19 protein-coding genes and 1 pseudogene are annotated in these 21908 nt (G+C 51.4%); 2 read left to right on the forward strand and 18 right to left on the reverse strand.

The window, feature by feature from the left end:
• Window positions 1-126 precede the first annotated feature (126 nt).
• Window positions 127-1032, forward strand: coding sequence for a hypothetical protein (locus tag ACFQ0N_RS17710; protein ID WP_379328478.1), 906 nt, complete (start codon window positions 127-129; stop codon window positions 1030-1032).
• On the opposite strand, the gene ACFQ0N_RS17715 is transcribed toward ACFQ0N_RS17710, so the two are convergent.
• Complete coding sequence (locus ACFQ0N_RS17715) at window positions 1029-1244, reverse strand: YqzE family protein (protein ID WP_379328480.1); 216 nt, start codon at window positions 1242-1244, stop codon at window positions 1029-1031. The genes ACFQ0N_RS17710 and ACFQ0N_RS17715 overlap by 4 nt on opposite strands.
• 145 nt (window positions 1245-1389) lie before the next feature.
• Here ACFQ0N_RS17715 and ACFQ0N_RS17720 point away from each other — a divergent pair, with 145 nt between their 5' ends.
• The gene (locus tag ACFQ0N_RS17720) at window positions 1390-2085 is read left to right on the forward strand and encodes an N-acetylmuramoyl-L-alanine amidase family protein (RefSeq protein ID WP_379328482.1); all 696 of its coding nucleotides are present in this window, start codon (window positions 1390-1392) and stop codon (window positions 2083-2085) included.
• Here ACFQ0N_RS17720 and ACFQ0N_RS17725 read toward each other — a convergent pair.
• From ACFQ0N_RS17725 to ACFQ0N_RS17805, 17 genes and pseudogenes are all read right to left on the reverse strand, one after another.
• Entirely contained in the window at window positions 2053-2847 is a 795-nt protein-coding gene (locus ACFQ0N_RS17725) for a divergent polysaccharide deacetylase family protein (protein ID WP_379328484.1), read from the reverse strand. The genes ACFQ0N_RS17720 and ACFQ0N_RS17725 overlap by 33 nt on opposite strands.
• 98 nt (window positions 2848-2945) lie before the next feature.
• A complete protein-coding gene (locus tag ACFQ0N_RS17730) occupies window positions 2946-3905 on the reverse strand; it encodes an MraY family glycosyltransferase (RefSeq protein WP_379328637.1) in 960 nt (319 codons plus the stop codon).
• 137 nt (window positions 3906-4042) lie between these two features.
• On the reverse strand, window positions 4043-5179 hold the full coding sequence (gene alr, locus ACFQ0N_RS17735) for an alanine racemase (protein WP_379328486.1): 1137 nt from the start codon (window positions 5177-5179) through the stop codon (window positions 4043-4045).
• Entirely contained in the window at window positions 5172-6299 is a 1128-nt protein-coding gene (gene ald / locus ACFQ0N_RS17740; RefSeq protein WP_379328488.1) for an alanine dehydrogenase, read from the reverse strand. Before ald ends, alr begins: the two co-directional genes overlap by 8 nt.
• Before the next feature lie 25 nt (window positions 6300-6324).
• Entirely contained in the window at window positions 6325-6891 is a 567-nt protein-coding gene (locus ACFQ0N_RS17745; RefSeq protein ID WP_379328490.1) for a helix-turn-helix domain-containing protein, read from the reverse strand.
• 46 nt (window positions 6892-6937) lie between these two features.
• The gene (locus ACFQ0N_RS17750; protein ID WP_379328492.1) at window positions 6938-8428 is read right to left on the reverse strand and encodes a M81 family metallopeptidase; all 1491 of its coding nucleotides are present in this window, start codon (window positions 8426-8428) and stop codon (window positions 6938-6940) included.
• Window positions 8413-10026, reverse strand: coding sequence for an ROK family protein (locus ACFQ0N_RS17755; protein ID WP_379328494.1), 1614 nt, complete (start codon window positions 10024-10026; stop codon window positions 8413-8415). The genes ACFQ0N_RS17750 and ACFQ0N_RS17755 overlap by 16 nt, the downstream gene beginning before the upstream one ends.
• A gap of 7 nt (window positions 10027-10033) precedes the next feature.
• Complete coding sequence (locus ACFQ0N_RS17760; protein WP_379328496.1) at window positions 10034-11149, reverse strand: S-methyl thiohydantoin desulfurase family protein; 1116 nt, start codon at window positions 11147-11149, stop codon at window positions 10034-10036.
• Window positions 11150-11346: 197 nt separating this feature from the next.
• Window positions 11347-12726 carry a cytosine permease gene (locus ACFQ0N_RS17765; protein ID WP_379328498.1) on the reverse strand — a complete coding sequence of 460 codons (1380 nt, stop codon included), beginning with the start codon at window positions 12724-12726 and terminating at the stop codon, window positions 11347-11349.
• Window positions 12727-13130: 404 nt separating this feature from the next.
• Entirely contained in the window at window positions 13131-14144 is a 1014-nt protein-coding gene (locus ACFQ0N_RS17770; RefSeq protein ID WP_379328500.1) for a LacI family DNA-binding transcriptional regulator, read from the reverse strand.
• Between the two features lie 249 nt (window positions 14145-14393).
• Entirely contained in the window at window positions 14394-14984 is a 591-nt protein-coding gene (locus ACFQ0N_RS17775) for an LOG family protein (RefSeq protein ID WP_379328639.1), read from the reverse strand.
• Window positions 14985-15231: 247 nt separating this feature from the next.
• Window positions 15232-15636 (reverse strand): annotated as a pseudogene (locus ACFQ0N_RS17780) (sugar-binding domain-containing protein); the annotation flags it as partial.
• Between the two features lie 34 nt (window positions 15637-15670).
• Window positions 15671-17674 carry an AbfB domain-containing protein gene (locus tag ACFQ0N_RS17785; protein WP_379328502.1) on the reverse strand — a complete coding sequence of 668 codons (2004 nt, stop codon included), beginning with the start codon at window positions 17672-17674 and terminating at the stop codon, window positions 15671-15673.
• 21 nt (window positions 17675-17695) lie between these two features.
• Window positions 17696-18649 carry a glycoside hydrolase family 43 protein gene (locus tag ACFQ0N_RS17790; RefSeq protein ID WP_379328504.1) on the reverse strand — a complete coding sequence of 318 codons (954 nt, stop codon included), beginning with the start codon at window positions 18647-18649 and terminating at the stop codon, window positions 17696-17698.
• Window positions 18650-18660: 11 nt separating this feature from the next.
• Window positions 18661-19530: a carbohydrate ABC transporter permease gene (locus tag ACFQ0N_RS17795; RefSeq protein WP_379328505.1), complete on the reverse strand. Its 870-nt coding sequence runs from the start codon at window positions 19528-19530 to the stop codon at window positions 18661-18663.
• Window positions 19531-19544: 14 nt separating this feature from the next.
• On the reverse strand, window positions 19545-20411 hold the full coding sequence (locus ACFQ0N_RS17800) for a carbohydrate ABC transporter permease (RefSeq protein ID WP_379328507.1): 867 nt from the start codon (window positions 20409-20411) through the stop codon (window positions 19545-19547).
• 83 nt (window positions 20412-20494) lie between these two features.
• A complete protein-coding gene (locus ACFQ0N_RS17805; RefSeq protein WP_379328509.1) occupies window positions 20495-21835 on the reverse strand; it encodes an ABC transporter substrate-binding protein in 1341 nt (446 codons plus the stop codon).
• Between the last annotated feature and the right edge of the window lie 73 nt (window positions 21836-21908).

Genomic DNA, 21908 nt, shown 5'->3' on the forward strand with positions numbered 1-21908 from the left:
AGCATTACGGCAAAATTAGAAGGGAGCTTGTCCGCATGCGCGCGACAGGTTCCAACACCCTTCTTACCTTCAAAGCGATACAATGACGTTACGCCAAAATTCGTTAGAAAGCACAGGTGAATCGAGATGCGCAAACGAATACCGCTCAGCATTGCATTATTGCTTTTCGCTGTTATTTTCGCTGCTGTCCTGCAGCCTGCCGCACATTTTACCGTTACAGCCGCAGCGCCTTCTCCTCCTGCCCCCGCCACCGCATTGGAAGCGCAAGTTGACAAGTGGATCAAAGCCATTTCCAATCAGCCTGATTTTCACAGCTGGCAGGAGGCGGAGGCCGTCATTACGCCGCTTGGCCCGGGCCAGCATGGATGGCTTGTGAGTCTGCGCCACAACAAGCAGGATGTCGGCTATATGATCGTCCATGCGAAAGAAGACGGCGGTTTTTCGCTGGGCGAATACGGAACGGGCAGCCAACCGATCTTTAATGCGAATACGCTGTACCAGTCCTTGGTACAGCAGGATCTTATTCCTTCCTATGAATATGCAATAAAAAAGCCGCTTCAGCTTGAACGCTTATACGTTCATCCGCTGTTGGCCGCTTGGAAATGGCTTGCCCCTGACGGGCAAATCTATTATATGGATGCCTGGACAGGCGATGTGCTTCCTGTCAGCGACGAGGACTGGCAGGCTGCAGTAAAGCAGCAAAGCGCGACTTCGACACTCAGCATCAAGGCCGGGCAAATTGTAAAAGCCAAATTAAACGATTCGTTTGATTTATTTGCCAGCCTTCCTTGGCTAACCAAAACACCGCTGGCAGCCCAAGCGCAACTGGAAAACCAGCTTGATCGGAAACAGCAAATCCGTTTTGCCGCCGAAATGTTCGACAGCCGCATCTTATTCATCTGGCTTGTCATCGGATATCACCGTTGGGATACATCAGATTTATTTATCGCTTTCTCTCAGGATGACAGTACGTATGGCATTCGTTATATTCCGTTGCATGCTTTAACCAAGCAAGGAAAATTTTTTAATTAGAACTGCTGCTTCCGCTTTACTTTTTTCTTCTCCTTCCTTCCCCGCCACCAAATCGCGATGCCAAGCGGCGCGATTCCGAACCAATGTGTCAGCCAAGGCTGCCTTGCCGCTTTGGCTGCTTGCCGTTGCCGCTTCCGTTCCTGACGTGGCGTCTCCATGTACACAACAAGCTGCTTTGTTACATACTTGATCAATTCGTCGCGACTAGCCATATTCAACATCCCTTCCGTTTATTTATACTCTATTGTCCCCTCCCCAGCGCTTGTTCAAACCTTGATGGCATCATATTATTGACAGCATTGGGATGAATGAGTTGCTCAGCGATGAGTCACGATAAAGATGAAAGGATGTGATATCATGAAACGACTACAACAGATTATAATGCTTGGCTTAGTAAGCATTCTCAGCTTTATGTCATGCGCTCCGGATGCCGCTGCATTCGAAGATGACCCGCGGTACGAACGGGCTTTGCCAAGTGCGGACATCATTATTGATGCCGGTCATGGCGGGATTGACGGCGGAAGCTTTGAAGGCAATGTGCTCGAAAAGGATATTAATTTGGCGGTTGCCAAAAAACTGTATGTCTTGCTTAACAAAAGCGGATTTCGGGCTGTACTTAACCGCAGCGGCGATTACGCCTTAAGTGACGATAATCGCTGGCTGCCCACCCGCTCCAGGCATCATCGCGATCTTTCCCAGCGGTCCCAATTAACAAAAGAAATCGAGACGGCGCTCGTGATTAGCCTGCATGTCAATTCGGGAAAAAATAAGGCTACGCGCGGTCCGCTTGTACTTCACCAAAAAAATGGCCAAAGCGCGTTGCTCGCCAATTGCATACAAGATACATTAAACAAGCAGCAAAATGCCAACCGCCGCCCTAAACTTGGCAAACCCTTTTACTTATTGAATGTTGTAAAGGCACCTGCCGTTATCGTGGAGATGGGATTCATCAGCAATCCCGAAGAACGCAGATTATTAACTGACCCTGACTACCAAATGCAAACAGCAGATGCCATTGCCTCAGGAGTGCGGAACTATCTCCTTCTCCAGTGATGCAGTTTTCAGCATTTGCGATAAACGGACAAAATCTGCTTTTTCTTTGATTCGCGGGATGGCGCTGCTTAATGCTGCTGCCGTCTTTTTCCCTGGCGGTCCAACATGGCCAATAACGACGCAGGTTGTATTGGCTTCCAAATGTTTGTTCATTTTGCCGACCTGCTTAACAATATGCTGCATCGTATACTGATCGTCGAGAAACACATCGTTGCGCAGCACCGGAACATCCAATTCACGTGCTATTTTCGGCACGACGGATTTGGGTGTTGTTCGGCTGTCCAAAAAGAACATGCCGCGTTCCCTAATGACCGTCAGCAAAATTCTCATAATCCGCTCATCGGCTGTAATTTTCGAGCCCATATGGTTGTTCATGCCGATGGCATGAGGTACATTATCGATCGCCGCCTCCACCCGCTGCCGAACCTCTGCATCACTCATCGTGCTTAGCAGCGCGCCTGGCCCCAGCCATTCTTTTTTGCCGCGGACGGGCTCCATCGGCATATGGACGATGACATCATGCCCTTTTTGGTGGGCAAGCTCGGCATCCTGCTTCGTTGACGGCAGAAATGGCATTACAGCCGCCGTTATTTTAATGGGTAAATTAAACATTTCCTCCGTGCCGTTCATATTGTTGCCAAAATCGTCGATTACGACAGCAACCCGCCTGCTTTCTTCACTGCCATTGGCGGCCGTCCATGCTGACGGGCTGCTGGCCCCGGCAATAATGGCAATGACTGCAAGCAGCATAAGCTTTTTCATTTTCTGTCACTCCCCAGGTTTAAATTTAACAAGCTACCTTCAGTGTTTGTGACTGGAAAATAAAATATGCGCCCCATAAGGAGCGCATCAGCATTCATTTATTGAGCTGCGAGCAAAATTACGATCGAAAACAGCCCGAAGCATACATTGAGCAAATATAAAAAGGATACAACCTGCACAGGCTTGAGGCCGGTAGCCAGCAATCGGTAATGCATTTGCGAAGCATCCGCGCGATAGACAGGCACTCCCTTGAGCATCCGGCTAATAACGACGCGAATATTGTCAAAAATCGGCACGCCGAGTGCCAGAATCGGGATAAACAAGGACAGGATTGTCGCTTGCTTGAAGGCGCCGTCCAGTGCAACAACCCCCAAAATGAATCCGAGGAAGGTTGCACCTGCATCTCCCATAAATACTTTGGCAGGCGGACGATTAAAGAATAAGTATCCAATCGATACCCCAACGGCAATAACAGCCATCATAGCCGACCCTTGCTGGCCGACTACAAGCGCGACAACAAGCAGCGTTATGCCTGAGATCGCCGATAAGCCGCCCGCGAGGCCATCCATGCCATCCGAAAAATTGATGACCGTCGTTACTCCGAAAATCCACATCACAGTAAAAAAGAAAGACAACCAGGCCGGCAAGACAATGTATATGCCATTAAACGGATTCTCAAAGCCCGCAAAAACAATGCCCGAAGCATACACAAGTATCGCTGCCGTTATTTGAACAAGAAACTTCGGCAGGGCCGGAAATTCCTTGCCGTGTGTTTTGAACCAGTCATCGATGATGCCGATAGATAAGATTAAAAATCCGCCGCCCAATATAGCGGCCATCTGATACCATTCATCCTTTACAAACAGAAGATAAGCGATAGCAAAAGCAACAAATATGGCGATACCCGCTGTCAGCGGTATTGGTTCTCTATGTATTTTGCGCGCACTGTCTGCTCGCGGCTTGTCCACAAAGTCAATGCGGAGCGCTAATTTGCGAAGTGGAGGAATGAGTGCAATTACGATAACAAATGACAATAAAAATGCAATTAAATAACTCATGCCGTCTCCTTTCCAAATTTTATAGTTCATCTTAATTCCGATTGTAGTCATAACCGCTATCTCATGTCAACGGTTTAACGCAATAAACGACAAAAAAGGATAAGCCTTTAACCCTGCTTATCCCCAATTTCGGCCGACTATGAGCCGTTTCTGTAAAGCCGCGGCACTCGCTTGCCGATCAAGCAGACGACTTCATAATTGATCGTATTCATGGCGATTGCCAGCTCATCCACCGAAATAAACCGCTCTCCATCGGCGCCGAATATCGTTGCTTCATCGCCGGTCTTCACATCTGCGATCCCCGTTACGTCCAGCATCGTCTGATCCATGCATACATTGCCGGCAACCGGTGCCCGCTGCCCATGGACAAGCACGCTTCCCCGGTTGGATAATGACCGGGAAAGCCCATCGGCGTAGCCTGCAGCAATCGTTGCAATCATTCGTCCGCCTTCGCCCGCTGCAGTATAATTGCGGCCATAGCCGACCGTTACTCCTGCTTCTACAGCCTTGACCATCGTAATACATGATTTAAAATGCATCGCCTGGCGCAAAAAAGGAACCGACATCGCCCGTGAAGGCAATAAACCGTAAAGTGAGATCCCTACCCTAACCATATCGAGATGCATGTCCGGGAAATGAATCGCCGCCGCACTGTTGCAGCAATGCTTGAGCGGAATCTCAATGCCATGCGCGCGCAATGTTTCGACTGCGGCCATGAAACGTCTGAATTGCTCTGTTGTGAACGGTGAATCCCCCGCATCCGCCTCAGCAAAATGTGTAAATATCCCTTCCAGCTGTATACGGGGACAGTCGCCAATACGCTCGGCAAGCGCAAGCAGCTGCTTGATGTTTGTCGTGCCGATCCGGCTCATCCCCGTATCTACCTTCAGATGAACTTTCGCTTCCCGCTGCTGTGCCGCACTACAACGGATAAGCTCGTCCAGCACATCTTCCGAATAAACTGTGAGCGTAATTTGGTGCTCAACAGCAATCGCTGCCGCTCGCGGGGGTGTGTAGCCGAGCGCGAGAATCGGCGCCGCGATGCCGGCCCGTCTAAGCTCCAGCGCTTCGTCGATCAGCGCAACGCCCAAATAATCGGCGCCTGCGTCCAAAGCCGCCTTCGCCGCCTCAACAGCTCCGTGCCCGTAGCCATCCGCTTTGACTACAGCCATGAAACGGCAGCTAGCCGCCATTCTGCAGCGAAATTCATGTACATTATGACGAATAGCCGCCAGATCGATTTCCGCCCATGTATCGCGATATCCTTTATGCACTGATCGTTTCCATCCAATTGTCAACGGATACATACTTGTAGCCGAGATCGCGGGCAACCGGCTCGCATGTTATATGGCCGCCTGCCGTGTTTACCCCTGCCCGCAGAGCCGGATTGTCAGCGAGCGCTCTTGCAATGCCCAGCCTGCTGATTTGCAGCGCATAAGGGAGCGTCACATTCGTCAGTGCAATCGTCGAGGTGCGCGGAACAATGCCAGGCATATTCGAAACCGCATAATGGATAATGCCGAATTTTTCGTAGGTCGGCTCATCGTGCGTCGTGACGCGGTCTACCGTCTCGAAAATACCACCCTGGTCTACAGCGACGTCGATGATGACCGAACCCGGCGACATTGCCCGCACCATTTGCTCTGTAACGAGCTTCGGCGCCCGCGAGCCTGGAATAAGCACCGCGCCGATGATTAGATCGGCTTCTGCCACAGCCTCGGCAATATTATATGGGTTGGACATTAGCGTATTAATCCCTTTGCCGAAAATATCGTCCAGCTCGCGCAGTCTGGCCGCGCTTACATCCAGCACAGTGACGTCAGCCCCCAAACCGACCGCAATTTTGGCCGCATTGGTGCCGACAACTCCGCCGCCAATAATCGTCACCTTGCTGCGGCGCACGCCCGGTACCCCGGACAGCAGCACACCTTTGCCATGATGGAGCTTCTCAAGGCATTGCGCCCCAATCTGCACAGCCATCCGCCCTGCAACCTCGCTCATCGGAGTCAGGAGCGGCAACTGGCCGCCGCTTTGCACCGTTTCATATGCGATCGCAATGACACCATGCTCCTTCAGCTGACGCGCCAATTCAGGAACGGCCGATAAATGCAGATAAGTAAATAAAATAAGTCCTTGCCGAAAATAACGATATTCCTCCGGCAGCGGCTCCTTCACCTTCATAATCATGTCTGCCCGCGCCCACAGCTGTGCAGCATTGCTTTCCATGAAGGCGCCGGAGGCGAGGTACTGCTCATCCGTAAACCCGCTGCCTTCGCCGGCTCCGGTCTCCACAACAACCTGATTGCCTGCTCTCGTCAAGGCATCTACACCGGCAGGTGAAATAGCCACGCGATTTTCATTATTTTTCAATTCCTTCGGGATGCCGATCAACACTATAATCTCCTCCTGTTTGTGCTGTTTAATCAGCTTTTCTCGGTTGTGTCATTGCCCAAATTGAGATCGACGGCTCCGCTCCTTCATTGATAAAGCGATGCGGCACAGAGGATTGGAACGAAATGCTGTCGCCCTCCTTAAGCACATAGCGCTTCTCCCCCAGCAACACTGTGAGCTCTCCGGACTGAACAAAGCCGCATTCCTCGCCTGCATGCGACACCTGCTGCTCCTTTCCATGCTCCTCGCCAGGCTGAATTTCAATAAGCAGAAAATCCAGCTCACCTTTGTTATGGGGCGTCAGCGAATGATAGACGACATTAGAATTCGGAAAAAAGATTTGTTTGCGCTGGTCTTTTCGCACGACGATCTGCTCATCCACTTGAACATCATCACCTTCAAAAAATACATGCAGCGGAACATCCAATACTTTGCATAATTTCCAAAACAAAACCAATGTTGGAATCACTTGACCACGCTCAATTTGGCTTATCTGTCCTGTGCTCACATTAGCTGTCTCTGCCAATTGCTGCATCGTTAATCCGCGCTGCTTGCGAATCGTACGCAGCTTTTGTCCGTTAAACGCCTCTGACATGATGAATCCACTCCCCCCATTTGGAAACATTGCCCACTTCTTATGTCTAGTCTACTATTATTACTTCATGCGAAGCAATGAGATCCAAGGGGTAGATCGGGCGCTTAATATGCTCATATGGAAAAATCGAAAAATCGAACGTAGAAATCCCTGGACTGTCTACAGTAATAATTTCCGGTACCCGATCTTGAAAGAAGCCGCGAAAATGCTGACTTGATTTGATCCCGACAACTCGGCAGCTCCGATAGTCGATCTGATGGAGTTTTAGCAGCTCGTCATCCAGCAATTGCGATTTGATCGTCGTCACAATGACATCTACATTGCCGATCAACAACCGTGCCGAGCGCCCCAAGTCCACGCGCTTGCCGCTCCACATCGGTGAGGTTTGCACAAATACACCGTCTGTTAGTGCAGCTACCTGCGCCCTTATTTGCAGCGGAGTACCGTGCAGCTGATCGGTTTTGCCGCCGAGCTCCGTATCGATCCAGCCGTTTACCCCCGCCTGGAATGCCTGCTCGACAACCTCGGGATCGCAAATATGGCAAAAGCATGTGCCCGGCTCGTTCGCAGCCAGCATTACCCGCAGCAAATAAGTTCCGTCACCCGGCGCCCCCGCTCCCGGATTATCCGATGTCTCATTGATGATGACCGGATGCTCTGCAGCGGCAAGCGCTGCCCGCATCCCCTCTGCCGGCGACAAATAGCGAATGTCAAATGCTGCGCGCTTGTCCCATATCGCTTGGGCAGCGCTTGTCGCCGCCTCCTGCGCTAATGCCGGATTGTTATTGGCAATTGCCACGACTGTGACAGCTGTATTCGCCCGGTCGGAATAAGGAAAGCCGTGAAAAAAGGTGCAGTCAAGCATATGCGGGCGGGATTCCCACTCCCAGCACACTTCATTCACCTGCGCAGCCGGCCCGAACAAGGTCGTGCAAGTAGGCATAATCATCGGCAGACGCTCCAGATGCATGCATGGTTTGATTTTGCCCAAAAACATATGATGCAGCATTGCAATGGCTTCGCGCCCGCGATCGTATTCATCAGAATGAGGATAATAATTGACCCCCAGCAGCACGTCGGCATTGTTTACCATTAGCGCTGTCACATTTGCATGCAGATCCAGCGTGGCAACGATCGGCATGCTTGGACCGAACATCGCTCTTATGTCATGCAGCAGCTCGCCCTCGATATCGTCGCAGTTTTCGGCTATGCCCGCACCGTGCAAAGCCAGACAAATGCCGTCAATGCCATCGATTTTGCTTAAGCTGGCAAGTAGCGCTTCCTTGATACGGCGCCACGCTGCCGCTGTAATGATCCCGGATGGCTCGGCCGACACAGCCAGTGTCGGCACGAGCGTAATTCCGCCAATGGCGCGCGCTTCATCGATCATACCGCCAACGTAATCGCGCACGCCGTCATGCTCTGGGACGATCTCTGCTTCTTCGCACCATTCCTGACGGCGAAATGCCGCTTCATCAGTCCGCTCACTGGAGAAGGTATTCGTCTCATGCAATACTTGCCCTATGGCGATACGCAATGCTCATTCACTCCGAAGCGCAGCGGCCCGGCCGCTTTTACTTTAATACGTACGACATTGCCCGGCAGATAGGTGAGCGGCACCAGTTCCATGTCTACGATTTCTGTTGATTCAGGATCAGCCCCCATCTCAATCGCTTTTTGGATCGCTTGCTCTCTCGCCTGCTTCATCGCTTCCTCGCGCGTCATGCTCTCCAGGCCCCACAAGGCGTCTATTTCGCCACTGGCGTCCGCTGTTGCCGAGCCGATCGCATTGGCACAGCCAAAATTGTTCGGGCGGATAATTTCTCCGAGACCTTCTACCCGCTGCGGCATCAAAATGCTGCCGCCGCCAACCAGCACAACCGGCAGTGGATCTGTCGACGTTTTGATCCGGTCGCAGGCGCCCGCAACCATTTGCACAATTTCGTCCATTGCCCTCCGGACAAATTCCGGATCCAGATGCGACAGGCGCGCTGCATCGCAATGCGGCGAATCAATTGTCGCTATTCCTGCCGCGATTGCAATATCTGTAGCTGTCAGCGTATCTCCGCCAAAGCTGAGCGCCCGCTTCGTAATTTCATAGCCGACACTGTCCGGCCCGATTTGAATGGTACCGTCCTCGCGGGCGGTAACGATACTGCCGCCGCCAAGACCAATCGAGATTAAATCCGGCATGCGGAAGTTGGTCAGCACACCGCCAACTTCAACCGCAACCGCCGATTGCCTCGGGAAACCGTTGACCATAATGCCGACATCTGTCGATGTACCGCCAATATCGGCTACAATACAATCCTTCAAGCCCGACAAATAAGCGGCACCGCGCAAGCTGTTGGTCGGCCCTGAGCCGATCGTCAGAATCGGATAGCGGATCGCGTAGTCCAGCGCCATCAGTGTTCCGTCATTTTGCGCAAAGAACACCTTGCAATGAATGCCGAACCGGGCAAGCGCTTCGGTCAAACCGTTGGCTGCCCGCAGCGCCACACCGACGACCGAGGCATTCAATATCGTTGAGTTTTCTCGCTCAATGAGACTAAGGCTGCCAATCTCGGCCGATACAGTAACGGCAATTTGCTCGCCGAACACTTCACGCGCATATTCTGCAAATTGCTGCTCATGTTTGCCGTTGACCGGTGAAAAAATCGAGCATACTGCAATCGATTCAATGCCGGACGCTTTCATCTTTTCTAGTACAGCCATGCACTCATCGCGGTCAAGCTCTTTGCCGGCAAGCGGACGCCCGTCATATTCGAAACCGCCGTGAATCATGTACGGCTCGGCGCCCATCGCTTCGACCAAGTCCGCCTGCCAGTTCATAAGCGGCGGCACCCCTTTGCCTGCCGGCAAGCAAATGCGGACGACAGCTACCTTAGACAACAATTTGCGGCGGATAATCGCATTCGTAGCATGCGTCGTGCCAAGCGATACATAAGCGATTTGCGACCGGTCAACCCTTGATTGCTCCAGCACTGTCTGAATCCCGTTAAAGATGCCTTCCTGCACATCAGAGGTCGTCGCCGATTTCGTCGAAGCCAGCACTTTATTATTTTCATCCAAAATGACAACATCTGTATTTGTTCCGCCAACGTCAATGCCGATTTTATATTGTTTTGCCGTCATCGATTCCTCACCCTTTCTGCACTTTCGCTGCAAGCTGTTCCACTGGAATAAACGGAAGGTCAAAGCCAAAATATCGCGGCCCCCAAATTTCCAGCGCCTCTGCCGTCCGCATGATCGGCGGTGTCGGTATGCCAATACAGACAACCCGGTAGCCGAAACGCAGCGTCTCTGTCGTAATCGGTTTATAGGTCTCCATATCAAGGAATGTGATGAGATCCGGAACCGTTGCGACGACTTCATTGTTGCGGTATGCGATCAGGTTTTCATTTTGAAATTCAACCTGGAAACTGCTGCCGAGGTCATTGCCGACCCCATCCAGCTTCACAGTTCCGCGCGTAAAGCCTTCCGCCGTCATGCGATCGACGTCCACAATTTTACCTTCAAATAATACGACCGGTGCACCATAAATCGATTCGGTTAACGCCCGAGACATCGCTGTCAACGGATTTTCATGATTCTCGCGGGCATGAATAATGGCTTTGCCAATTTCGATAAGAAGTGTCGTCGTACCGTGAATCGAGGAAGCTTTCATTTGCTCGCCGGTCATTGGGTATTCGGCAATATGGCCGACGCCGCCCATTCTGACCGTAATTCCGCGGGCTATATGCTCCATCATCGCATTATCTACCGTGTTGACCAGGCACCAGTTGCCCCGCTCATCCGTAATGACCATTGGCGTTCCAGACACGCCGTAGACGTTGAACGTCTCCATCTGCAGCTCCGGGAAGGCCCGCCCCATTCCGTCGGCATCGACCAGCGGCAGTCCGGCGCGTGCTGCGACGACAAAAGGAACCGTCGAGTTCAAGCCGCCACACTCCATCGGCATCACTGCAAAAGCCTTCTTCCCCAGATGATCCTCAAGACGTCTCAATGAATGCAGCGCCTCATCACCATTTGGGATCTTCTCAAAAAAGACTGTCGGCGCTCCCATCATCGCTACCGGAACGACCAGCGCATCCTCCGGCACCTCATCCGGTGAGAGCAGCGTTACCGGGCCGCATTCCTCGATGGCCTTTTGAGCCATCAGCTTGCCGATGAAAGGATCCCCGCCTCCGCCTGTACCAAGAACTGCAGCGCCTAGCGCCAAATATTCCATCTCTTCGACTCCGATTGTACGTGCCATAATCAGTCTCCTTAAAAGTTTTGTGAAGGATATACTTCTTTGAATTTACTTCGTAACAAAACTTGCTTCGGAAGCAAACGCTTAAAGTTTTGTGGAGCTGCGCTCCTTGATTAACTTCGCAACAAAACTTACTTCGAATGCATACGCTTAAGTTTTGTAATAGCCTCGCTCATCTGTAAGCGGTTACCGAGCGCCGTTTAAAATCCGTCTGCTTTTTCTTCGACGCTGCCGCTTGTCACCGGAATGTTGAAGCGTTTGCCAATCGCATAAAGCCCCCAGTGAACCAGCAGCGCAACGATTAGCGAATTTAATGAAGCAATTCCCCAGTCGATAAACACGCCAGCGACAATGCCAATCGCCCAGGCGACAAAGGCCGGCCATACAACAGAAGCATATTTCGTCCCTTTGCCAAATTGATAACGCTGCTTATGCACTAAAAAGTAATCAGCAATCAGAACGCCAGCAACTGGCGGAACTGCAATCCCAATAGCGAGCAAAAAGTTTACAAAATGATCAGCCATCCCCGCTGCGCCGATAATCGTTGCAATAATGCCGACAACGAGGACCAGCTTGCTTTTGGCAATCCGGAAAATATTCGATAAAGCCAGCGATGCCGAGTATAGATTGCTGTCATTGCTCGTCCATTGTGCGGCAATTAGAATAAGTAGCGCCGGAATGCCAAGCCCCAGCTGCAGCATGACCGCCGGCAGATCGCCAGTGCCCATCGCTATGGCCGTGATTGCGCCGGCAAACACAATAAAGCCGTTGGCAATAACCATTCCTACTATAATAGCAGTCCACGATTGCTTGGGCGATTTGGCATAGCGGGCTATATCCGGCTGAATAACGGCACCTACCGCAAAAGTTCCGATAACAAGTACGATGCCTTCCATAAGCGAGATCGGCTTGGTAATCGTCGCTTGCAGATTGCTAAAACCTCCAACCTGATTCAAGCTCATTACTACACCAACAATACAAAGCAAAATAAGCAACGGAATCGCTATACTGCTCAGTAAGCGTATTCCTTTAAAACCGATGTAAGCGGTAAAAATCATCAAGACGCCGCCCCAGGCAGCCGCTACTGGAACATCTGTAATTCCTCCGGCATTCGGGTACATCGAATGGACGGTTTGCCCGAAAAAGCCCGCCTGCACCGAAAACCAGCCAATTAACGTAATGGCCCAGACAATACTGATGACCAGCGAGCCGTGCCGTCCGAAAGCATGCCTGGACAGCATCGTCGTCGATACGCCCGTCTTCGCCCCGATCGCTCCGGTAAATCCGCCATACAATGCCAGAACAAGGTTGCCGACAAGGATAGCAATCATAATATTTTGTAAAGAAAGCCCTGCCGTTAATGCTGCTCCGGCAAACATCCCCGACACCGCCATGCAAAAACCGGAAGTAACAAAAGTGATTTCCCACCATGAACGCCGATTTTGCTGCGGCACCGGCTCCATCGCAAAGTCATTGACCTGCTGATTTGCAGCCTGCTGTGGTGCACGATCAATCTCATGAAGCTCTCTTTGACGTTGTAAGGCTTGTCCTTCATTTGTTTCTCTTTTCAATTGACTCACGGTTAGTTCCTCCTCAGGAAGCATGGGCTGAAAAGCAGAATGCGAAAGGAAAGCGGTTTCATTCAACATGTTAAAAAAATCGAACCCGTTGCGGAATTCGTTTTACATGACTCCTCTCTAGTACTGACCTCCCCTTATACGACCAACTCCTTCTAAAATGCCAATTAGAAATTTAATATATTGAATTATTCTTGGTGTAATTATAATAAACTAAAATTATCACTGTCAATCATTTTTTTAATATCTTGAAAAAAAGTCGCATCCCCGCCATTTTGGCACGTTTGTTTACAGAGTAACGGAACCGCGATCCGCTTAGGGCCGCTGTGTCCACACTGCAAAAAACAAACCCCGCCGGCTCTGCAGGGCAACCGCCCTCTCCCGAGCCTGCAGGGTCTGCAGGAAATTTATTCCGTTTTGGGGACTCTTGCCGTTGATTCGCGTATGGTCAACTTAAAATCGACCGTACAATCAGGCAATTCATGCTCCGCATCGATATGCTGCACCAGCAGATCGATCGCCGTAAAACCCGCCTCCCGCCGCGGAAAGTGCAATGTTGTCAACGTTGGTGTCGTATGCGAGGCCATCAAGATGTCTTCGCAGGCAGCGACAGACAACTGCCGCGGAACAGCAAGGCCGCCATCTTTGCAGGCTGATAAGACGCCGATTCCCATCAAATCGTTCGCACAGACGATCGCCGTAAACGGCAGCTGTCCCGCACATTCGCGAAGCTGCTTGGACATGGCTATATAGGCGACTTCAAGCTTGCCGTCCCCTTCAAGCAGCATCGATGCCGGGTCAAAGCCCAGCCCAAGCTTATGGAGCGCTTGTAAAAATTGCTCGTAGCGGATACGGTGATGGTGATCGGGCATGGAATGTCCCATAAAACCGATCCGGACATGCCCCAGATCATGCAAATGCCCTACAAGCCGCAGCATCGCATCCAGCCAGTCGATATCGATCGCCTTCACTGTCGGTGCGGCGTGCGCCGGGGTCGTTACGGAATAGACGGGAACACCCATTTTGGCAAAGTGCGTTAATGTCTCCGGCTGCAGGCTTTGTCCCATCAGGAGCAGACCGTCGGCACGTCCCATGAACACAGTTTTCAGCTTTTCCTCTTCGGAACGGATATAAGTCTGAAAAATAAGCGATCGTCCCAGCTGACGCGCCCGCTCCTCCAATCCTAAAGAAACCCCGGTCTCGAACGGGTTGCCCAAATTGTGAAAAAGAACGCCGAACTGTCCGGTCTTCTTCGTCTTCAGGCTTCTGGCTGTAAGGTTAGGGTTATAGCCCAGCTCAGCGATCGCTTGCAGCACCTTCTGCCTGGTCGCTTCCTTGACATTGCTCTTATTGTTGACCACATAGGAGACTACCGCTACGGATACTCCGGCATGCTTTGCCACATCGTCTCTTGTAACCATCTCTTTATCTCCTTGCTCCATCTGCTATTTTTCACCATAACGCCCGCGGGCGGCAATGTCAACTTTGTCCATCTTCAGCGCCAGCAGCCGAATCGGCCGGGGCCACAGATCGCGTCTTAAGCTAGCGGCGCTTCCTTGCCATTCACCGCTTCCCCGAATGTCTATATGGTTGCCGTCTCCCATAAAGCAAAAAAAGAAATGGCCAGCTGCAGCAGTAGAGCAGCCGAACCGTTTCTTTTTTCCCGCATTTTATGATTCAGTCGCTGGAAGCTCTGACCATTTGTTCACTTTTTGCGGCCGGACGAACGACTCCATGCGAACAATCAGCTCGGCTGGCTGTTGGTCCAGCAGCAGCAAACCGGCATGCGCTTCATGAATAAAGCCTGCTTTGACCGCTTGTTCGACAAAAGCAACGAGCGGCGCATAGAATCCTTCTACATCTAGCAGCCCAATCGGCTTCTCATGAATGCCAAGCTGCGACCAGCTTACTGCCTCAAATAGTTCCTCGAATGTGCCAAAGCCGCCAGGAAGGGCGATAAAGCCATCGGATAACTCCATCATTTTCGCTTTCCGCGCATGCATAGACTCCACTTCATACAGCTCAGTCAGCCCTTGATGCACCATTTCGCCTTTAAACAGCCCGCGCGGCATTACACCGATCACTTGACCACCATGCTCCAGCACCGTATTGGCCAATCGTCCCATCAGTCCGATACGCGATCCGCCATATACAAGCGTACGTCCTTGCTCTGCAATCGTCTTTGCCAGATGAATCGCTTCTTGCTCATAAGCTGGATGAACGCCTGCGTTCGAACCTGCATAGACACATATTGATTTCATTGTTTTCATTTCTGCTCCACCTCTCATCCACCTTATAAAACACTAAATATAGTATAACATTTCCAAAATAAACGCAACATATTGACCGAATTAAGATGTTACGTGAAATGGCAAAAAAAGAGCGCCCCCCCTGAAAAGGAAAGGGACGCCCTCATAAACGTTACTTCTTCACTTTAACCGTTAACTTATTACTCGCAGTACCCCCGCCTCATTCTCCAATTCCGCCCGTATTCATATGTGCCGGCTGCAAATAATGAGTAATATCAGCTTGAAATGGCGTATGCCCGCCTTCATGAACGGCTGCAAGCTGCCCATTCACCCAAACTTTGGCCAAATAATCGACTGCGCCGAAATGAAGGATGACGCGTTGACCCTCCCAGGCTTGCGGAACCTCAAAGGTACGGCGATACCAGATGACATCATGGAAGCCTGATTCTCCGATGCCGCTTAGTTTGCTTTGAAAGGCAAAAGGAACTTTAATCCTTCGCGGATAAGCCTTGTCAGACTTTTGCCATTGTTCCCTCTCGCCTTCCCTGCTGTCATCAAACGCAAACTCCCACTCCCCATTCAGGCAAAGCCAATCCTTGCGCACGAATTGGGGTCTCGGATATTCCGCGCGCGGCAGCGTCCCTTGCTCCTCCAGTTCTCGCACTTCCGTTTGTTTCACAACCTCTCGCTCCTTTTGATCACTTCAAGTAAAAAGTGGCGTCTTGCCGATCCAATGTTGTTGAGACTGGAGAAATTTCCAGCAAGCCGTCTCTGTGTCTCATGTAGGCGCCCGCTATATTGTACGATTCGAAGGATGCCGCCCATGAGGTGGCCCAGCCGGTACGGATATGCCAGGTGGCGTCATTTTTGAATAAAGCTGAATTATTGTTTGCTTCCAGCCAGATTTTCCCGTCACGGTGGCGGAGATAGTAGCCTGGCATCGTGGCGGATTCGATCGAAACGGCAGACGGATTCGCCAACCCGCTGACAATCTTCCATTGGGATTCCGGACTGTATTGACCGCCATCGATCTTCCCGCGACCGTTGTGATAGCGAATAAAGCTGTTCCCGATATTGAAACTCTCCAGCTGGTTGACTGGAATCTCGGAATCGACTCTCACCGGCTTCCAGTTCTGCGTATCGAGACCGTTGGCGGTCCCTTGAATCACCTTGGTGCCGGCAGGAGAGCCGCCTCCCGCGTTATCCAGCAGCAATCCGCTATGCTGATTCAAGACCGTATAGTAGCCGTTCCCCTTATAAGCAAATTTCCAGCGCTGCGTATCCAGCTCATTGTTCGTCCATAGAATCACGTTCGTGCCTGGCGTCATCATACCGTCAGGATCATCCAGCACAAGGCCGTTGTTTAGATTCGTGCCGCGGAAAAAGCCGCCAGCCCTGTAATCCAGCCGCCACCACTGCGTATCGAGACCAAGATCATTCCATTGGATCACTTTCGTACCGGGAGGAGAACCGCCGCCCGCATTGTCCAGCAGCAAATTGTTATTTTCATTGATCAGCTTGTAGATCCCGCCGGAAACAAGTGAAGAATTCCCATCAATCTGAGCAACATTGGCGCGGATTTCATTGCGGCTGCCAACCTTTACGGTGTTCACCTCCAGCAATAGCGAATCGTCAAGCGGCAGCAGCGTTCCACTCCAGGCAGCAGGTGTATTCTGATTCGTCCCCTTGACAGTGAGCGGTGCATCCACCTGCGTCCAGGTAACGCCGTAATCGCCGCTCGTAAACATTTTATTGGCGGAAGATACGACATCCGTCATGCCGCGCACATAAAATCTGCCGTTTGCGGTTCCGTCATCAACGTAGGCGACCTCCGGGGTCTGAGAAGCGCGATATATTCCTGTACCGACCACAGTCCCCAAATCGGTAGGACTGCCCCAATTGATACCGTCTGGAGACGTTTTAAAGCGCACAGCAAAATTAGGAGCGGCGCCCAGCATCTCGAAAAACATGAAATACGTTCCGTTCTTCGCTTTCTGCACCCTCGGCATGCCTGGACGCCAGTTCCAGTCTGCTGCATTGCCGATAATAATGCTGTAGTTCCCCCACGTGATTCCTCCATCGTCCGATATTTCCTGAGCAATGGCCTGATTGTAGCCCGGCTGCCGCTCATCGGAATAGTAGCAAATCAGCTTACCGTCGCTCGTGACCGCAAATTCCGGTTCCCATGTACGTTTGGTTCCGGCTGTTCCCCGCGCGGCTACATTGCTGTGAAACTGCCAGGTAGCGCCATTATCCGTACTCCTCCAGATATGAATCGTGTACGGAGCGGAATTATCCCAATCTGTCGACGCAAACAGCAGCGTCCCAGCCGGTAAAGCACCCGCCTGCTGCGGCAGTACATACAGCGTCGTCATACCTTGCTGATCCCGATTCAACCCAAAGTCGCCGGGATCAATCTCGCTAAGCAGCGACCAGGTTGCACCGTTGTCCGTACTCCGGTAGAACGGAAAAGGCTTCATGCCGACCCAGCCGGTATTCCCGGGAAATTTTCTTGTAAAGGTAGAGAGAATATCGCCATTATCCAGTTTGACAGCACGTGCATAATAAGGTTCCGGTTCCGCCGCGCTGCTGTAAATGACTGAACCCGTCGTTGCTGCCCGCATGGGCGAAGCATCGATTATCGTTGCAAGCAATACTGTCGTCAAGACGATCAGAAAAAAATGTTTCCATCGTTTTCTCATCCTTATTCCTCCCCTAATTTCTTATTCCCCGGACGGTACAGGAATAGCTTCATTGTCACTCAAAGGAATCCCGAAATCCGGTGTTCCATCCAGCCTCCAAGTAAATTTCTGAATGCGGGTCGATCTGAGGTCCGTATCGGCAGCCGGCGCAGGCAGCGCATGAAAGACGATCCAATCCTCTTTCCCATCCGGGGAGCGAGTAAAGCTGTTATGCCCCGTCGCATATACGCCGTTCTGTACGCTTTTGCGGAACACAGGTTCAACCGATTTTTTCCACGAGGCAGGATCGAGCGGGTCGGCTGTCTCATTCATCGTCAGCATGCCAAGCGCGTAGTCTTCCGACCAGGTCGTGCTGGCAGAATAAACGAGAAATACATAACCGTTGCGCTGCAGCATCACCGGCCCCTCATTGATCGCCATGCCGCCTTGTTTCTCCCATTCCATAGTCGGTGCTGTCAGCAAAATATGCTCGCCTTCCAATGTCCAGGGATTCACCATACGCGAAATATAAATGGCTGATCCATAATCGGGGAAATAGCCGTAGCCTGCATAGAGAAAGTACAACTCGTCCCGCAGCATAAATACCGTTCCGTCCAGTCCGGGAACAGGGGTTGGAAGCGCGCCTTTCCATGTCCACTCGCCCTCAAGCGGATCCGTCTCCGCATTCTCCAGCACGCAGATGCGCCGGGACTCGTCGCCGCCGCCGTCGTTGGCGGTATAGTAGACATACCACTTTCCAGCCAGCCGATGAATTTCCGGCGCCCATAGGTTATGGCTGTAGCGGCCGCCCGGCGGAGGGGCCCATATCGTTTTTTTGCGTCCTGCGGCAAGTCCGCTCAAGCTTGCAGATTGTGTCAGCTCCAAACGCCCGAACTGTGTAGACATAAAGTAGTAGTTTCCATCCGTATGCTTCAGCACCCAGGGATCGGCGGCGTTTGCCACGATCGGATTGCGAAATGTCAAGTCGTTTGTCATGATTATCTCCTCTATCCCTTCATCCCGGTCAAGGTGATGCCCTCGACGAAATATTTCTGTGCAAGGAAGAATAGCAGCAAGGTGGGAATTAAAGCCAGCACAGAACCAGCCATAATATACGTCCATTGCGATGTGTAGAAACCTTGAAATGAGGCAAGCACGAGCTGCAGTGTGTATTTCTCTGGCGTGTTAATATAAATGAGCGGCGCAAGATAATCGTTATACCCCGCCAAAAATCCGAGCAGCCCTTGCGTAATGAGCGCCGGTTTGGATAGCGGCAGCAAAATGCGGATGAAAATATGAAACGGGTTCATTCCGTCAACCTTGGCGGCGTCCTCCAGTTCTTTCGGTATCGTCATGAAAAACTGCCGCAGCAAAAACACCGCTGCAGCCGCGCCAAACATGCCCGGCACAATTAACGGCAGCCAGCGGTCCACCCAGCCGATGCTTTTGAACAAAATAAAGGTCGGAATCATCGTGACGACACCTGGAATCATCATCGTAGCCAGCAGCAAGGTGAATAATATATTTTTCGCAGGAAATTCCATTCTCGCAAATGCGCTTGCTGCCAGCGCGCTGGTGAACAAGCCTACGAGACATGGTAAAGCAATGACTAGCATCGTGTTGAAAAATCCTTGTAAAATGTCGGATTCAAACAGCACAAATCGATAATTTCCCCATTCGAACCGCTCCGGTATCCACTTGGGAGGCATTTCAAATTCCAATCCCTGCTGCTTGAGCGAAGTGGACAGCATCCACAGAAAAGGGGTGACCATCACCAGCCCGCCAGCCGTAAGAAACAGATAGGCCAGTCCTTTGCGAATCCTTTCTCCCGCTCTCTTTTTTCGCTGCCACCCGCTGCTGTTCACGGTCTTTGTCATATGCATTCCCCCCTTTACTCGTAGTGCACCCATCGCCGGGATAAATAAAAATTCAAAAGCGTAATAATAAGAATAATCATGCCGAGTATCCATGCCATCGCCGAAGCGTAGCTCATGTTCATATACCGGAAAGCATTCTGGAAAAGATAATAAACGATCGTCGTCGTCGAGTAATTCGGCCCGCCTTCCGTCATAATCTGAAAACGCGGATAGTCCTGCAGCGCGGCAATGGTAGCCGTAATGAGAATGTAGAGCGTCGTCGGTGAAATACATGGAACCGTAATATGGCGAAACTGCTGCCAGCGATTGGCGCCGTCTATTTCCGACGCTTCATAAAAGCTCTTGGGCACGCCTTGCAGCGCAGCCAGGTAAAGGACGATATTGATGCCAAGTCCGACCCACACCCCTTGAATGATCATGGCCGGCATAGCCCACTGTTCACTGCTCAGCCAGGCAGGACCGATAATTCCGACTTGCTCCAGCAAATTGTTGAGCAGTCCGTACGTATCATTAAAAATCCACTTCCACAGCAGCGTTAGCGCGATGACTGAGCTGATCGCCGGCAGAAAAAACAAAGTCCGAAAAAAGCCGATACCGCGAATTTTCTGGTTAAGCGCTGTCGCAATGCCCAAGGCAACCACGACCCCGATCGGAATGCTCAGCGCAGAGTAAAAGGTATTGAACAACGTCTTCCAGAACAGTTCGTCTTTTACCAGCTTGACATAATTATCTCCGCCGCTGAATACGGGCGCTTTGTACCCGCTATATTCGGTAAAGCTTACGTATACGGAATAACTGAGCGGGATAAAGGCAAACAGCATAAATCCCAAGATCGGTGCGGCGATAAACAGATAAGCCCAAAGATATTCCTTGCGTTTCATGTTCCCCCTCCATCGCTTGAGACAAAGGAAGCCGCCTATCGGCGCTCGATGACAGGCGCTTCCTTCATCCGTCTATAAGCGGCTTATTTGAACAAAGCGGGATTCCCTTCCTTGATCGCTGCGTCAATTTTCGGCTTCAGCTCATTGAGCAGTTCGGCAGCAGGTTTTTTGCCCTCCCACATCGGAGCTAGCCCTTGGGCCAGCATGTCATACCATTTGGCGTTAGGCAGATTGGTCCACGGGCCTGCAACCTGAACCTCTGCCGCCTTAATGAAAGCCCGCGCGTTCTGCGGCTTCTGGCCAGGCTGCAGAAATACGTCCGTCTCTGCCATCGACTTGAAGCTCGGGATGGAAAAGCCCATCTGGGACTGCTCCTTTTGTCCCTCCGGTCCGCCCAAGTATTCGACCAGCTTGTAAGCCGCTTCCACATGCTTCGTCTTGCTGTAGATCGAAAGACCGACAGAGCCGCTTGTTCCTCCCCACTCCTTGGTTGGCAGCGGAGCGACATCCCAATCAAAGCTAAGCTTGCGGAATTCCGGCACCATCCAGCGTCCGGTTATCATCATGGCCAGTTTGCCTGTTTTGAACATTTCACTATCGTTCAAGTCCTTAAGCGCGGCTGAGCTTGGCACGACGCCGTGTTTGTTGGTGAGATCTGCCGCAAATTGCAGCGCTTCGCTCGTTTCCTGACTGTTGCCAACAAACTCCCGTTTATCATCGCTCAGAAATTTGCCGCCATTGCCATAGACGAAGCCCTCCCACCAGATCGGCCCCATTCCGTACTGCGTTGTCTTGCCATTGCTTTTCACCGTCAGCTTCTGCGCGGTATCGAGCAGCTTTTCTAGCCCCATCGGCGTCTCCGCGTCCGGAAAAGGCACATTCATTTTGGTAAAAATATCTTTATTATAGTAGAGTACAGTAGGCCCGATATCTTTCGGAAGCGCATATAGTTTTCCTACTCCATTCGCCGCTCCGTCATAGCGGTAGCGAGCCAGCCCCGATTCCCACATATCTGCGAGATCGATATCGCTGTTTTTTACGTATTCCTCGATCGGCAATAACAAATCCTGGCTAACCCATCTGCCGAAATCGCCGTCCGGCACATAGAATACGTCAGGGGCATTTCCTCCTGCAAGAATCGTATTCATTTTACCTACATAATCGCCTGACGGAATGTGCAAGTAATCCACCTTAATCCCGGGATTTCGATCTTCGAATGCTTTCACCAGCTTCGTAAATACTTCTTTCTCAGACGGATCTCCCCATCCCGCAAACTGAATTGTAACGCTTTCATTTGTTTGCGGCTTGCCGCCGCCAGCAGGCTTCTCATTATCCTTGCCGCATCCGGCCAATGCGCCTGCAACCAGGATCAACGAGATGATCGCCAACAAACCTTTACCCGATTTGTTTTTCCAAAGCCTCATCCTTTTACACCCCTTTATGTTATTCTTCCCTGCACTTCTTATTATTGCGGAGAAGGATGACAGGAACAATTGT

The sequence above is a fragment of the Paenibacillus sp. GCM10027626 genome, assembly GCF_042676285.1.
In the GTDB taxonomy this organism is placed as follows: domain Bacteria; phylum Bacillota; class Bacilli; order Paenibacillales; family Paenibacillaceae; genus Paenibacillus_Z.

Excerpts from the sequence above, each read along its gene's own strand:
- ACFQ0N_RS17720 (WP_379328482.1), top strand. The coding sequence starts at position 1,390 with ATGAAACGACTACAACAGATTATAATGCTTGGCTTAGTAAGCATTCTC.
- ACFQ0N_RS17725 (WP_379328484.1), bottom strand. The coding sequence starts at position 2,847 with ATGAAAAAGCTTATGCTGCTTGCAGTCATTGCCATTATTGCCGGGGCC.
- ACFQ0N_RS17745 (WP_379328490.1), bottom strand. The coding sequence starts at position 6,891 with ATGTCAGAGGCGTTTAACGGACAAAAGCTGCGTACGATTCGCAAGCAG.
- ACFQ0N_RS17800 (WP_379328507.1), bottom strand. The coding sequence starts at position 20,411 with ATGAAACGCAAGGAATATCTTTGGGCTTATCTGTTTATCGCCGCACCG.
- ACFQ0N_RS17730 (WP_379328637.1), bottom strand. The coding sequence starts at position 3,905 with ATGAGTTATTTAATTGCATTTTTATTGTCATTTGTTATCGTAATTGCA.
- ACFQ0N_RS17795 (WP_379328505.1), bottom strand. The coding sequence starts at position 19,530 with ATGACAAAGACCGTGAACAGCAGCGGGTGGCAGCGAAAAAAGAGAGCG.
- ACFQ0N_RS17760 (WP_379328496.1), bottom strand. The coding sequence starts at position 11,149 with ATGGCACGTACAATCGGAGTCGAAGAGATGGAATATTTGGCGCTAGGC.
- ACFQ0N_RS17755 (WP_379328494.1), bottom strand. The coding sequence starts at position 10,026 with ATGACGGCAAAACAATATAAAATCGGCATTGACGTTGGCGGAACAAAT.
- ACFQ0N_RS17775 (WP_379328639.1), bottom strand. The coding sequence starts at position 14,984 with ATGAAATCAATATGTGTCTATGCAGGTTCGAACGCAGGCGTTCATCCA.
- ACFQ0N_RS17785 (WP_379328502.1), bottom strand. The coding sequence starts at position 17,674 with ATGAGAAAACGATGGAAACATTTTTTTCTGATCGTCTTGACGACAGTA.
- ACFQ0N_RS17710 (WP_379328478.1), top strand. The coding sequence starts at position 127 with ATGCGCAAACGAATACCGCTCAGCATTGCATTATTGCTTTTCGCTGTT.
- ACFQ0N_RS17790 (WP_379328504.1), bottom strand. The coding sequence starts at position 18,649 with ATGACAAACGACTTGACATTTCGCAATCCGATCGTGGCAAACGCCGCC.
- ACFQ0N_RS17715 (WP_379328480.1), bottom strand. The coding sequence starts at position 1,244 with ATGGCTAGTCGCGACGAATTGATCAAGTATGTAACAAAGCAGCTTGTT.
- ACFQ0N_RS17770 (WP_379328500.1), bottom strand. The coding sequence starts at position 14,144 with ATGGTTACAAGAGACGATGTGGCAAAGCATGCCGGAGTATCCGTAGCG.
- ACFQ0N_RS17805 (WP_379328509.1), bottom strand. The coding sequence starts at position 21,835 with ATGAGGCTTTGGAAAAACAAATCGGGTAAAGGTTTGTTGGCGATCATC.